This window comes from Rhizorhapis sp. SPR117, assembly GCF_021742065.1.
Genome location: NZ_JAKKIE010000040.1, coordinates 25,423 through 38,809 on the forward strand (window position 1 = coordinate 25,423; position 13,387 = coordinate 38,809).

Annotated in this window: 17 protein-coding genes; 9 read left to right on the top strand and 8 right to left on the bottom strand. The window is 58.6% G+C overall.

Annotation, left to right across the window (positions count from 1 at the left end):
• Window positions 1-89: 89 nt before the first annotated feature.
• The 3 genes from fusA to rpsL form a co-directional block, all read right to left on the bottom strand.
• Entirely contained in the window at window positions 90-2,165 is a 2,076-nt protein-coding gene (fusA, locus tag L3X40_RS15005; protein WP_237366311.1) for an elongation factor G, read from the bottom strand.
• 95 nt (window positions 2,166-2,260) lie between these two features.
• A complete protein-coding gene (rpsG, locus tag L3X40_RS15010) occupies window positions 2,261-2,731 on the bottom strand; it encodes a 30S ribosomal protein S7 (RefSeq protein ID WP_237366312.1) in 471 nt (156 codons plus the stop codon).
• Window positions 2,732-2,790: 59 nt separating this feature from the next.
• Window positions 2,791-3,162, bottom strand: a complete 372-nt coding sequence (gene rpsL / locus L3X40_RS15015) for a 30S ribosomal protein S12 (protein WP_237366313.1) — start codon at window positions 3,160-3,162, stop codon at window positions 2,791-2,793.
• 443 nt (window positions 3,163-3,605) lie between these two features.
• Between rpsL and L3X40_RS15020 the strand changes: the two genes are divergently transcribed.
• The gene (locus tag L3X40_RS15020) at window positions 3,606-4,805 is read left to right on the top strand and encodes a M23 family metallopeptidase (RefSeq protein ID WP_237366314.1); all 1,200 of its coding nucleotides are present in this window, start codon (window positions 3,606-3,608) and stop codon (window positions 4,803-4,805) included.
• A complete protein-coding gene (locus tag L3X40_RS15025; protein ID WP_237366315.1) occupies window positions 4,786-5,160 on the top strand; it encodes a bactofilin family protein in 375 nt (124 codons plus the stop codon). Before L3X40_RS15020 ends, L3X40_RS15025 begins: the two co-directional genes overlap by 20 nt.
• Before the next feature lie 12 nt (window positions 5,161-5,172).
• On the opposite strand, the gene L3X40_RS15030 is transcribed toward L3X40_RS15025, so the two are convergent.
• From L3X40_RS15030 to L3X40_RS15040, 3 genes are all read right to left on the bottom strand, one after another.
• Window positions 5,173-5,601: a DUF805 domain-containing protein gene (locus L3X40_RS15030; RefSeq protein ID WP_237366316.1), complete on the bottom strand. Its 429-nt coding sequence runs from the start codon at window positions 5,599-5,601 to the stop codon at window positions 5,173-5,175.
• Between the two features lie 55 nt (window positions 5,602-5,656).
• Window positions 5,657-7,165, bottom strand: coding sequence for a YifB family Mg chelatase-like AAA ATPase (locus tag L3X40_RS15035; RefSeq protein WP_237366317.1), 1,509 nt, complete (start codon window positions 7,163-7,165; stop codon window positions 5,657-5,659).
• A 111-nt stretch (window positions 7,166-7,276) separates the two neighbouring features.
• Window positions 7,277-7,723: a response regulator gene (locus tag L3X40_RS15040; protein WP_237366318.1), complete on the bottom strand. Its 447-nt coding sequence runs from the start codon at window positions 7,721-7,723 to the stop codon at window positions 7,277-7,279.
• A 216-nt stretch (window positions 7,724-7,939) separates the two neighbouring features.
• Between L3X40_RS15040 and L3X40_RS15045 the strand changes: the two genes are divergently transcribed.
• The 7 genes from L3X40_RS15045 to L3X40_RS15075 all read left to right on the top strand — a co-directional run bounded on the left by L3X40_RS15045 (window position 7,940) and on the right by L3X40_RS15075 (window position 12,206).
• Complete coding sequence (locus L3X40_RS15045) at window positions 7,940-8,221, top strand: hypothetical protein (RefSeq protein WP_237366319.1); 282 nt, start codon at window positions 7,940-7,942, stop codon at window positions 8,219-8,221.
• A 97-nt stretch (window positions 8,222-8,318) separates the two neighbouring features.
• Window positions 8,319-8,453 (top strand): 50S ribosomal protein L34, encoded by a 135-nt coding sequence (rpmH, locus tag L3X40_RS15050; protein ID WP_070156881.1) that lies wholly within the window; start codon window positions 8,319-8,321, stop codon window positions 8,451-8,453.
• Window positions 8,454-8,485: 32 nt separating this feature from the next.
• Window positions 8,486-8,803: a ribonuclease P protein component gene (rnpA, locus tag L3X40_RS15055; protein ID WP_272907955.1), complete on the top strand. Its 318-nt coding sequence runs from the start codon at window positions 8,486-8,488 to the stop codon at window positions 8,801-8,803.
• Window positions 8,800-9,012 (top strand): membrane protein insertion efficiency factor YidD, encoded by a 213-nt coding sequence (gene yidD / locus L3X40_RS15060; RefSeq protein WP_237366321.1) that lies wholly within the window; start codon window positions 8,800-8,802, stop codon window positions 9,010-9,012. The genes rnpA and yidD overlap by 4 nt, the downstream gene beginning before the upstream one ends.
• Before the next feature lie 34 nt (window positions 9,013-9,046).
• Entirely contained in the window at window positions 9,047-10,747 is a 1,701-nt protein-coding gene (gene yidC, locus L3X40_RS15065; RefSeq protein ID WP_237366322.1) for a membrane protein insertase YidC, read from the top strand.
• A 122-nt stretch (window positions 10,748-10,869) separates the two neighbouring features.
• Window positions 10,870-11,511 carry a ribosome biogenesis GTP-binding protein YihA/YsxC gene (gene yihA / locus L3X40_RS15070; protein WP_237366323.1) on the top strand — a complete coding sequence of 214 codons (642 nt, stop codon included), beginning with the start codon at window positions 10,870-10,872 and terminating at the stop codon, window positions 11,509-11,511.
• 32 nt (window positions 11,512-11,543) lie between these two features.
• The gene (locus L3X40_RS15075) at window positions 11,544-12,206 is read left to right on the top strand and encodes a glutathione S-transferase family protein (RefSeq protein ID WP_237366324.1); all 663 of its coding nucleotides are present in this window, start codon (window positions 11,544-11,546) and stop codon (window positions 12,204-12,206) included.
• A gap of 60 nt (window positions 12,207-12,266) precedes the next feature.
• On the opposite strand, the gene L3X40_RS15080 is transcribed toward L3X40_RS15075, so the two are convergent.
• Complete coding sequence (locus L3X40_RS15080; protein ID WP_237366325.1) at window positions 12,267-12,854, bottom strand: TIGR00645 family protein; 588 nt, start codon at window positions 12,852-12,854, stop codon at window positions 12,267-12,269.
• Window positions 12,855-12,867: 13 nt separating this feature from the next.
• Window positions 12,868-13,302 carry a YqaA family protein gene (locus L3X40_RS15085; protein WP_237366326.1) on the bottom strand — a complete coding sequence of 145 codons (435 nt, stop codon included), beginning with the start codon at window positions 13,300-13,302 and terminating at the stop codon, window positions 12,868-12,870.
• Window positions 13,303-13,387: the final 85 nt, after the last annotated feature.

Consider the following 13,387-nt stretch of genomic DNA (forward strand, 5'->3'; position numbering starts at 1 on the left):
TTCTTATCCAAATCTGCTCATCCGGAAATTCCGGGGTTTGACCGCTTGGGGGCGCCTCGCGAAGTGGCGCTCATAGCATCAAATTTTAATTATGCCAGCTTTGCCTTCACTTCGTCGGCAACATTTTGTGGCACTTCTTCATAATGCGAGAACTGCATGGAATATTGCGCACGCCCCTGAGTGAAGGAACGCAGCTGATTCACATAGCCGAACATGTTGGCCAGCGGGACCATGGCCTCGACAACCTGCGCGTTTCCACGGCTGTCAGTACCCTGAATCTGTCCCCGGCGGCTGTTCAGATCGCCGATCACGTCGCCCAGATAATCCTCCGGGGTAACGATCTCGACCTTCATGATCGGTTCCAGCAGTTTGATGCCGGACTTCTGCGCTGCTTCACGCATACCGCCTCGACCAGTGATTTCAAATGCCAGCGCCGACGAGTCGACATCATGATAGGCACCGTCATAAAGCGTCGCGGTAAAATCGATGATCGGGAAACCGATCAGCGATCCGGTCGCCGCGATTTCGCGGATGCCCTTTTCGACTGACGGGATATATTCCTTGGGAATATTGCCGCCCTTGACTTCATCGTTGAAGATGATGCCCTGGCCGCGTTCGCCCGGTTCGACCGAGAATTTGATGCGACCGAACTGACCCGATCCACCCGACTGCTTCTTGTGGGTGTAGTCGACATCGACCTTCTTTGCGAGGCTTTCGCGATACGCCACCTGTGGCGCGCCGACATTGGCCTCGACCTTGAACTCTCGCTTCATGCGATCGACAAGGATTTCAAGGTGAAGTTCACCCATGCCCTTGATGATCGTCTGGCCGCTTTCATGGTCGCTGGTCACGCGAAAGGATGGATCTTCGCGGGCAAGGCGATTGAGCGCGATGCCCATCTTTTCCTGGTCGGCCTTGGTCTTGGGTTCAACCGCAACCTCGATCACGGGATCGGGGAATTCCATCCGCTCCAATATGATCGGGGCGTTCTGCGCACACAACGTATCGCCGGTCGTGGTGTCCTTCAGTCCTGCGAGCGCAACGATATCGCCGGCATATGCAACCTGAATGTCTTCGCGGTCATTGGCATGCATCAACAACATGCGCCCGACCTTTTCCTTCTTGTCCTTGACCGAATTGAGCACCTGCGACGCCGTTTCCAGCTTGCCCGAATAGATGCGGGCGAAGGTCAGCGTACCGACGAAGGGATCGTTCATGATCTTGAACGCCAGCGCCGAGAAAGGCGCGTCATCCGACGGCGCACGGGTCTCGGTGGTTTCGCCGTCCAGACGCAAACCCTCAACCGGCGGGATGTCCAGCGGCGAAGGCAGATAATCGACCACCGCATCGAGCAGCGGCTGAACACCCTTGTTCTTGAACGCGCTGCCGCACAGCACCGGCACGAACGAGAAGTTAAGCGTGCCCTTGCGGATCAGTTTCTTCAGGGTCGCGCTGTCAGGCTCATTGCCTTCCAGATACGCCTCCATGACGTCGTCGTCCTGCTCGACCGCCGTTTCGATCAACTCGGAACGGGCAGCGGCAGCCGCATCGGCAAGATCGGCGGGAATCTCTTCATATTCGAACTTCGCGCCCAGACTTTCGTCCAGCCAGATAATTGCGCGATTTTCGACCAGATCGACCAGGCCCTTGAACCCGCCCTCGATGCCGATCGGCAGATAGAGGACCAGCGGACGTGCGCCCAGGCGATCCTTGATCATTTCCACGCAACGTTCGAAATTCGCGCCGGTACGATCCAGCTTGTTGACGAAGCACATGCGCGGCACATGATATTTCTCGGCCTGACGCCACACGGTTTCGGACTGCGGCTCCACACCCGCGACGCCATCGAAGCATGCGACCGCGCCATCAAGCACGCGCAACGAACGCTCGACTTCGATGGTGAAGTCGACGTGACCGGGGGTGTCGATGATGTTGATCCGGTGGTCGTTCCAGAAACAGGTCGTCGCAGCCGACGTGATCGTGATCCCGCGCTCCTGTTCCTGCTCCATCCAGTCCATCGTGGCGGCGCCGTCATGGACTTCGCCGATCTTGTAGGACTTGCCGGTATAATAAAGGATACGCTCGGTGGTGGTCGTCTTACCGGCATCGATATGCGCCATGATGCCGATATTGCGATATTTTTCGAGCGGATGGCTGCGGGCCATGATCTGTACTCCATTGCCGGCAAATGCCGGCGCGTTCCTGATTATGCTGAGATCACCATGACCCCGCGCTTTGGCGGGGCCATAGCAACAGTATATTACCAGCGATAGTGCGAGAATGCACGGTTCGCTTCGGCCATGCGGTGCGTATCTTCCCGCTTCTTGACCGCATTGCCGCGATTATTCGCCGCATCGAGCAGTTCTCCCGAAAGCCGGGCGGCCATCGTGGTTTCGCTGCGCGCACGAGCCGCAGTGATCAGCCAGCGAATGGCCAATGCCTGTGCGCGCTCGGGACGGACTTCGACCGGCACCTGATAAGTTGCACCACCAACGCGGCGGCTGCGAACTTCAATGCCCGGCTTGACGTTGTTGAGGGCGTCATGGAACATCTGGATGGGATCCTTCTTCGCCTTGGTCTCGACAGTTTCGAGGGCCCCATAGACGATGGATTCGGCAGTGGACTTCTTGCCGTCCAGCATGACGCTGTTCATGAATTTGGAAAGAACCTGATCTCCGAATTTGGGATCAGGCAGGATGACCCGCTTTTCGGGACGACGACGACGTGACATGTCTAATTCCTTTAACCTGGATCCCGGCCTGCGCCGGGATGATCCGAGCTTTGCTCAGATCACTTCGGACGCTTCGCGCCGTATTTCGAACGGCTCTGCTTGCGGTCCTTGACACCCTGGGTATCGAGGACGCCGCGCAGAACATGATAGCGCACGCCGGGAAGATCTCGCACACGGCCGCCGCGGATCAGCACAACACTATGTTCCTGAAGGTTATGACCTTCGCCCGGTATATAGGTAATGACTTCGCGGCTGTTGGTCAGGCGAACCTTGGCCACCTTGCGAAGTGCCGAGTTCGGCTTTTTCGGAGTCGTCGTATAAACGCGGGTGCAAACGCCGCGCTTCTGCGGATTTGCATCCATGGCAGGGACCTTTGACTTGGCCTTCTGCGGGTCGCGGCCCTTGCGGACCAGCTGGTTGATCGTCGGCATGAAGCCCTTCACCTTTACTAGTTACTTTACCGGACACCGCGTCTTTCAAGGGGTTTCGCCCCAACAGAAAAGGACCCCGGGGGTTCAATCAACCCCCCAGGCCCGCACACGCAGCCAGCAATGTTCAAGCTCAAAAAACTGCCCCGAAGCGGATATCCGGAAAAGCGATTCCCAGCCAACAAGCCGCAAAGCAGGCGCGCCCTATAACCCCGGCATCCTGCACGGTCAATGGCAAACAACCGGGTTTCCCATCCTGTAATGAGTCCCTTATGATTCGCTCGCAGCTTTTAAAAAAATATACGGATGCGCGGAACAAAATCGCCGCAAACTCATTTCGTCGTGTCAATAGTTCGACTCATCACGACTCTGCCGCCGCGGATTCGCCGCGCATGGCCCGCTTTGCTAGGGGCCGAATCGGCAAAAAAATAAGAGCGGGTTTGCGAGTGTTTAATAATGACGTCGGCGTGCTTGGCCTGTTGGCCAGGGTGGGGCGCTTTTTTCCTGAACGGGAAATCTTTCTTCGATCCGACGGCAGCGTCAGGTTTCTGAAAATCAGCACCCGGCTGCAAATTGCAGTCGCCGGGACCGTTGTTCTGGCCGTGCTGGCATGGGTCGTTGCGACGGTTTTCATGCTGATCGGACAATATGACATGGCGCGCGATCGCGCAGCTCTCGATCAGCAGAAAGCCGCCGTGGCCAGTTCCGCAAAGACCGTGCGCAGCTATCGCGCCTCTGTCGATGAAATCACCGACGACCTTGAGCAACGCCAGGAAAGCCTTGAAGAACTGGTGAAAAGCCATTTTGGCGACGCGCTTGACGACGGCAAGCTGGTGGGCAAGGACAACAGCACAGCAAGAGGGCCGGAAAAAGGGGATGCCCTGGAAGCCAAGACAAGCAAGATCAGCGCGGCTCTTCCCGAAGCCGGAACGCTTCGCCGGATTGAGACGCAACAAATCGCCTTCGCACGCCGCCTGACCCATGCCGTCGCACTGCGCACTGCAAAGGTCGAGGCCGCCATTCGCAGCTTTGGCCTTAACCCCTCCACGCTTGTTCGTCAGACCCGTTCTGCGGAGGGTGGGCCCTTCATCCCCTATAAGGGTGCTGATGTGAATGGCACGGAAGAGCATTTCGATACTCTGGGCACTGCGCTCCATCGCCTTGATGCGCTGGAAAAGGGATTGCTGGCCATTCCTTCGGGCCGTCCGACAAGCGTAGTGATGCTCAGCAGTGGATTTGGTTATCGCCGCGATCCCTTCAATGGCCATGGCGCCTTTCATGCCGGTCTCGACTTCCGCGGCGCTTATGGGCAGCCCATTCTTGCGGCCGCCGATGGCAAAGTCAGTTTCGTTGGCCAGCGGTCAGGCTATGGCAATGTGGTGGAAATCACGCATGGCCGGGGCATCATGACCCGCTATGCTCATGTGTCGGGCTTCAACAGCAAGGTCGGGCAAAAGGTTGTTCGCGGACAACAGGTCGCCCGGATGGGATCGACCGGCCGCTCGACCGGCACGCATCTGCATTTCGAAGTGCGCCTGAACGGACAACCCATCAATCCCCGCCGCTTCCTGGAGGCTAAAGCCGATGTTCTCGAAATCCAGAAAATCGCCAAACAACGCTTCGGTGATGCCGGCAACCGGGGCTAGGAACACGCCCTTTTCCATCATTGGCGGCGATGTCGTCATTACCGGCAATATCAGTGCATCCGTCGACCTGCATGTCGACGGCAAGATCGAAGGCGACCTGAGTTGCGCCTCTCTTGTTCAGGGCGCCGACAGCGTCATCAACGGCTGCGTCACCGCCCAGACCGCCCGTCTGGCCGGCCTGGTCGATGGGTCGATCACTGCCAAGGACCTGATTGTCGAACGCACGGCGCGGATTATCGGCGATGTCGCTTATGAAAACATCACCATCGAACAGGGCGGCCAGATCGTCGGCCAGTTCAGCCACAAAGGCGCACCGCCCGCAGGCGAACTGAAACTGATCGCCAGCGAAGGATAGGGTCGGCGTACCCTATACCACCGGAGTCGCTACATCCTCCAACGGATCGGCCCCAAAGCGATTCGCGCCCCGCGTTCCGCCGCTCACGAAAAAGACCAGCAATATGATGCCGCCGATCAGTGGGATAAGCGACAGCAGCAACCACCAGCCCGATCGATCCGTATCGTGCAATCGCCGGACCGCGACCGCCAGATAGGGGATGATCGTGCCCAGCAAGAACAGGCAGGTCAACAGGCCGCCGCTGTTCCGAAACCCGGCCGATGCATTATATCCTTCATGCATCATCCAGCGCTGGCTGCTTCCAAAGCCCAGCGCCGCATCGACGAAACTCAGTACGAATATGCCGATGATGACAAACAGAACGAACATCCAGAATTCCTTGGGCCGCGCCCGACCGGAAAACTGCGCATAGCGCCGCAAAGGCATGATCATCCATTCCATCTTGCTTTCCTCCCATTCCATACAGACGGGTCAAGGCACCGCAATCGGACCCGCTTCAATTGCGCGGCGCCTGTCTTCTATAGCTTAAAGCTTCGGCAATATGAACGCGCCCGACTTTTTCGGCACCCGCAAGGTCCGCGATCGTGCGCGCCACGCGCAACACACGAGTATAACCGCGCGCGGAAAGGCGCATGGCCTCCGCTGCCTGGGCCAGCAAATGCCGCCCCGGATCGTCAGGCCCAGCCACTTCTTCCAGCAGGTCGCCATCGACCTCCGCATTGGTGCGCGGGCCGTGGCCATTATAGCGGGCCGTCTGCCGTGCCCGCGCCTTTGCCACCCGCCCGGCGACTTCGGCCGACCCTTCGGCGGGCGGGGGCAGGACCAGATCAGCGGCGGTGACGGCATTCACCTCGACATGCAGATCGATACGGTCAAGCAGCGGTCCAGACACCTTAGCCTGATAATCCGCTGCGCATCGGGGCGCACGCGAACAGGCCAGTGCCGCATCGCCCAAATGGCCGCAACGACACGGATTCATCGCGGCAATCAATTGCACCCGCGCCGGAAAGGTCACATGGGCATTGGCGCGCGCCACGCTGACCTCTCCCGTTTCCAGCGGCTGACGCAGGCTGTCGAGCACCCCGCGCTGAAACTCGGGCAATTCGTCGAGGAACAGCACACCCAGATGCGCAAGGCTCACTTCCCCCGGCCTGACCTTCAATCCGCCGCCGACCAGCGCGGCCATCGAGGCGCTGTGATGCGGTGCGCGATAGGGCCGCGTCCGGCTCATCCGCCCATCCTGCAACGTTCCGGCAACAGAGGCCACCATGGAAACTTCCAGCGCTTCGGGCGGCGTCAGATCCGGCAATATGCCCGGCAGGCAACTTGCCATCAGCGATTTACCGGCACCCGGCGGCCCGACCATCAACAAATTATGCCCACCCGCCGCCGCGATTTCCAACGCGCGCTTGGCGCTTTCCTGCCCCTTGACCTGTTTCAGATCGACGTTCCGCGCAATCGGCGTCGCTTCACCCGGCGTTGGCGGCGTCAGATGCGCACTGCCCTTGAAATGATTGAGCAATGCGATGAGGTCGGGCGCGGCAATCACTTCGATACTGCCCGCCCATGCCGCCTCTGCCCCCTGCACCGCCGGACAGATCAGCCCCAGTTCGCGCTCCGATGCATGCAGCGCGGCTAGCAGCACACCGGGCGATGGCGCAATCCGCCCATCCAGCCCCATTTCGCCCACCACCAGATAACTTGCCAGCGTTTCCGCATCGATCACACCCATCGCGCCAAGCAAAGCCAGCGCAATGGGCAGGTCGTAATGCGATCCTTCTTTAGGCAGATCGGCAGGGGACAGGTTCACCGTGATTCGCTTGGGCGGCAGCGACAAGCCGATGGCTGAAATTGCCGCGCGCACCCGCTCCCGGCTTTCGGCCACAGCCTTGTCTGGCAAACCGACCACGACAAAGGCCGGTACACCCGGTGCGACTTGACACTGAACCTCTACACCGCGCGCTTCCAGCCCGAGATAGGCAACCGTCGACACTATCGCGACCAAGCGCGTCTCCCCCCAATACACCCTGTTCAGCTTCTGTTCTGCCCAAGGGAATGGCAAGAGTCGAGGATTGTTTTCAATGGCTTGGTAAGTAGGCGGGTTTTGGGTCAACAGCTAATGCAAGGAATCTCGACGGGCATCCAGCACTGCCTCCACAAGCACGGCTTCCCTATAGGGTTTGGTGATGACGGTACGGCCGGGATAGCGATCCTCCAATCCCAGGGGGCCATATCCGGTGGTAAACACAAAGGGTATCCCGTTTTCCATCAAGGCGTCGGCCACCGGAAACACTCTTTCTCCGCCCAGATTGACGTCCAGAATGGCCACATCCACACCCCGGCCAAGCCGCGCGACAGCTTCAAGCGCTGATTTGACCGCAGCCGCCTGCCCGACAATGATACAGCCATGCGCGTCCAGCATGCTTTCGAGCAGCAGCGCAACCAGCGCCTCATCCTCCACCACGAAAAGACGCAATCCATGCAGCGCGGGATTGGGGGGCTGCGGAACGTCCTCCGGACCCATCTGTGCAACAGGCAATCTATCGATCTTCGCAGCACTCATGCCGGTTTTCCTCAGGTGAATAGATGCGCTCTTTGATTACCCGCAATGCGGTAAACCGCGCTCAATATCCGAACAAGCGAGAGACCCGTCCACATTCCGCGAACTTCGTCCAAAACACTTCGGACCGGTTAAGCTGTGACGGGCTTGTCCGCACGGCGATGGCTCCCCAAATGGACCTCATGGCCCGAGACGACAACGCAAAGGACACCAGTGCACATGGCGCGCAATGAAATATTGCGGCTGTGCCTTTTGGCGCTTGGTCTGCTCCTCATCATATTGTCCCCCGTCATTGGCGCCTTGCCTGGCCCCGGCGGGGTTCTGGTGCTGATCGCGGGACTGGCGCTCACACTGCGGAACAGCAAATGGGCCAAGCGACGCTATGTCCAGTTCAAAAAGCGCTGGCCGCGCTATGGCCACTGGACGGACTGGGGTCTGCGCCGCAAGAGTCATTTCCGGCGCAAGCACAGAAAAGCGCAACAAGGTGACGCTGATGATTGACTCATGCCCCGGTTTTGCCTATCGGCCCTGTTGATATGAGGCCGCCCGCCTGTGGCGGCCCTTTTCTGTTACGATATTTGATTTTAAGGAATGAGCGATGAAGCGCACCTTTCAGCCGAGCAACCTTGTGCGCAAGCGGCGTCACGGCTTTCGCGCCCGCATGGCGACGGTCGGCGGCCGCAACATCCTGCGCGCCCGCCGTGCACGCGGCCGCAAGTCGCTGAGCGCCTGAACCAGCAGGAAGCTGACCGCGCTATCGTCACGATAACGAAGCGCGCGGATTTTCTTGCCGCCAATAAGGGCCGCCGCATGGCCATGCCGGGCTTTGTCCTGCTGGTCCATGACCGGAACGATGGCGACTGTACCAGGCGCCTTGGCATCACCGTCACGAAAAAAATTGGCGGCGCCGTCGTCCGCAACCGGATGAAGCGCCGTTTCCGTGCATTGGCGCGCGAATTACTGCCTGACATGGGTAAAAGCGGCGCCGACCATATCCTCATTGGCCGCGCGGGCGGTATAGAACGGGATTTCGCGGCCCTGCGCGCCGAATTCGTCAAGGCGCTGAAACGGATCGCGACATGATTGCGCGGCTTTTCATCCTCATTGCACGCTTCTGGCAAATCGGCCCCTCGCGCATTTTGCCTCCGTCCTGCCGCTATGCGCCCAGCTGCTCGCAATATGCGATAGAGGCGCTGGGGAAATATGGTGCGTTAAGGGGTGGCTGGCTGGCGATCAAACGGCTAATGCGATGCCATCCCTGGGGCGGATCGGGTTACGATCCAGTACCATGATCACAGGATAATCGGATTTTTTCGGGAGTTTTACGTGGACGACAAGCGCAACATCATCCTGGCGGTCGTGCTGACGGCATTGATCCTGTTCGGGTGGCCTTATGTCGCCAACCAGTTTTTTCCGACCGCAGCGCCGCCCGCCACGCAAGCACCATCAGGCGAACAAGTCGCTGCTCCATCGGACACCGGACCTGCGGCCAATGCGGCCAAGGACATCCGCCCGTTGCAGCAGGTACTTGCCCAGGCGCCGCGCATTCCCATCGAAACCCCCAAACTCACCGGATCGATCAGCTTGAAGGGCGCACGCATCGACGACGTCGTCCTGCCTACCTATGGGCAAACGATCGAGAAAAACTCCCCGCCCATCCGCCTCTTTTCCCCCGGCGGCACGAAGGACAGCTATTTCAGCGGCTTCGGCTGGTCGGGCGATGGCCTCAAAGCCCCCGATGCTGACGCGGTCTGGACAACAAGCGATACCAAGCTGACCCCATCAACCCCGGTGACGCTGCGCTGGGACAATGGTCAGGGCCAGATATTCGAAATCATCTACGCCATCGACAACGACTATATGTTCACCGTCACGCAAAAGGTCCGCAATACCGGAACCGGAACGGTCGGCGTGCGCCCTTATGGATATATCAGCCATAAAGGCGTGTCGGAGGATCCATCGAGCTGGACCATTCATACTGGCCCGATCGGCGTCTTCAATGACAAGGCCAATTACGATATCGATTTCAAAGACCTGGACGAAGATGGTGATACAGCCATTGCCAGCACCGGCGGCTGGATCGGCTTTACCGACAAATACTGGCTTTCCGCCCTCGTCCCCGATCAGAAAGCGGCGATAAACGCCAAGTTCCGCAAGGGCGGCGGTGACATTTATCAGGCCGATTTCAGCCTGAACCCGACCCTGCTCGCGCCCGGAAAAACGGATAGCCAGACATCGCGCCTGTTTGTCGGCGCTAAAGAAACCAAGTTGCTCGAACGCTATCAGGACGGCGGCATCACCCTTTTCGATCGCGCGATCGACTGGGGCTGGTTCTACTGGTTCGAAAAACCCATTTTCTTCCTGTTGCACTGGCTGTTCGAAGCAATCGGCAATTTCGGTGTCGCTATCATTTGCCTGACTTTCGTCGTCCGGGGCCTGATGTTCCCCATTGCGCAGAAACAGTTCGCCTCCATGGCGGCAATGCGCGCCGTGCAGCCGAAAATGAAGGTGCTGCAGGAAAAGTTCAAGGGCGACAAACCCAAGCTCCAGCAGGAAATGATGCAATTATACCGCGAGGAAAAGGTCAATCCGCTGGCCGGATGTCTGCCGATGTTCCTGCAGATCCCGATCTTCTTCGCGCTCTACAAGGTGTTGATGCTGACCATCGAAATGCGGCACCAACCATTCGTGCTGTGGATCAAGGATTTGTCCGCGCCCGATCCGCTGCATATCCTGAACCTCTTTGGCCTGCTCGACTTCAACCCGCCCGCATTCCTCGCCATCGGCGTGCTGGCGATCCTTCTTGGCATCACCATGTGGCTGCAGTTCCGCCTCAACCCCACGCAGATGGACCCGACGCAGCAACAGATTTTTGCCATCATGCCGTGGATGATGATGTTCATCATGGCGCCATTCGCGGCGGGTCTGCTGGTGTACTGGATCACCTCCAACGTGCTCACCATTGCCCAGCAAAAGTGGCTTTACAGTCGTCACCCGGCACTACAAACACCGGCCAAGGCGGAATAGGATCAGGTGCAAGTCACTTCGTCATTCCCGCGAAGGCGGGAATCCATCTCCTGGACAATCCGCTTGCTGCATCGCCGGGAGATGGATTCCCGCCTTCGCGGGAATGACGACGGAAGAAGAATATGACTGACGGACCAGACCAAAATCCCATCGAAACCGCGCGAAAGCTTTTTGCGGGGCCGATAGGCTTTCTCAAATCCGCGCCGGATCTGAAATTCCTGCCCGATCCGCTGGTAAAGGAGGTCGCCTTTGCCGGTCGGTCCAATGTCGGCAAAAGCTCGCTTTTGAACGCACTGACCGGTCGCAACTCCCTTGCGCGCACGTCCAACACACCGGGCCGCACGCAGGAACTCAATTTCTTCGATGTAGGCGACCCCCTGCTGTTCCGTCTTGTCGACATGCCCGGCTATGGCTTTGCCAAGGCGCCCAAGGACATGATCCGCCAGTGGCGCTTTCTCATCAACGACTATCTGCGCGGGCGGCAAGTGCTCAAACGCACGCTCGTCCTCATCGACAGCCGCCATGGCATCAAGGAGGTCGACCGCGACATCATGAAGATGCTCGATGATGCAGCGGTCAGCTATCGCATCGTCATGACCAAGGCGGACAAGGTGAAGGCCAGCGACCTTGCCGCCACATGCGAAGCCGTCACTACCGAAATCCGCAAACGCCCCGCCGCCCATCCGGATATCATCGTGACGTCCAGTGAAAAGGGCATGGGTATCCCCGAATTGCGCGCTGCGGTCATCGACGCGCTCGACTGACGCCTGCCTGACCTTGTAAGGGATCAAGCCTTATGAAACTCATCATCGGAAACAAGGCCTATTCCAGTTGGTCGCTACGCGGCTGGCTCGCCTGCAGACAATCGGGCCTGCTATTCGAAGAGCTGGTCGTTCCCCTCTATGATGAAGCATGGGAACAGCGTCGTCAGGATGAAGACTTCGCGCCGTCATCGGGCAAGGTGCCGATCCTGTGGGACGGCGATATTGCGGTGTGGGACAGCCTCGCCATCATTGAATATCTGAACGAAAAGACCGGCAACGGCAAATTCTGGCCAAAGGACCCCGCCGCGCGAGCCATGGCGCGCTCCATAGCCGCCGAAATGCATTCCAGCTACGCCGCGCTACGCCGTGCCCACTGCATGAACATTCGCCAGATTTACCCCGCCCAACCGCCTGCACCCGATGTCATGCTGGACATCGACCGCATCATGCAACTATGGGCACAGGCCCGCGCACGCTTTGGCGGATCGGGCGATTTCCTGTTCGGTGAATTCGGCGCAGCGGACATCATGTTCGCGCCCGTCATCACCCGCTTCATCACCTATTCCCTCCCCGTGGCCCGCTTTGCCGAGGGCTATATGCATGCCGTCATCAACCACCCCTTCATGCAGGAATGGATCGGCGCCGCACAGGCCGAAGACTGGGTGATCGAACGGTTTGAAAAGCAGGTGGAATAGGGCCGTTTCGCGCGACATTGGTTAAATTTTGGGGTGCTTCCCGAAACGCGGGAATGGACGTCAGTGCTTTTGCACAGTCATCCGATCGACATAGGCGATTCCGATCGCTGACAAGATGAAAATGGTATGGATTATAGTCTGCCACATCACGCCTTCGCTTGTGACGTTCGCCCCTTCCTGCCCGATACGGCTAGCCTCGATGAACGTGCGAAGCAGATGGATCGATGATATGCCGATAATCGCCATCGCCAGCTTCACCTTAAGGATACCGGCATTGACATGGCTCAGCCATTCCGGCTGATCGGGATGGCCCTGTAGCCCCAGGCGAGAGACAAAGGTTTCATATCCGCCGACGATCACCATGACGAGCAAGTTGGAGATCATCACGACATCGATCAGCCCGAGGACGACCAGCATGATCTGCTGCTCACCAAATGCGTTGGCATGTAGTACAAGATGCCAAAGCTCTTTCAAGAACAGGAAGACATAGACGCACTGCGCCACGATTAATCCAATATACAGCGGCAGCTGGAGCCAGCGCGAACTGAAAATCAGTAGAGGAAGCGGTCGTAATTGCGCGTGAGATTCTTTATGTTCCATGGGGTTGGCATTAGCCATCGCAGTCCAAGAATGCCAGCCTGCTCGCACGCGTCGATCAAATTTAGCCTATACTCAGGGTGGCTGCTGCCAACACCAAATAGCGGCCAACCTTGGCTACCGTCACCAGCAGCAGGAAAACTGGCAGTGGCTCACGAAGGACACCTGCAACGACTGTCAATGGATCGCCGATTACGGGCACCCAGCTCAACAATAGCGACCACCTGCCATAGCGGTGATACCAGCGCTGTGCGCGTTCCAGAGCGTGTTCACTTACCGGAAACCATCTATGGTGTCGGCATCTTTCGATCCAGCGACCGAGGAACCAGTTGGCGAGGGAACCCAGAATATTTCCCGTACTGGCAACCAGAATGAGCGTAACCGGTGAATAGTCTCCCAGCAGCATGGCTACGAGCAGGGCTTCCGACTGCATCGGGAATATCGTCGCGGCTGCGAAGGCGGCAACAAACAAGCCTGCATATGCAACTGCGTCACTCATGGATTTGCAACTGAATGACAGACCGGCTGATGCCGGTAGGTTCATGGGTTGTGGCTGAAGCCTGTGCTGTGGGTATGGCGGTCGA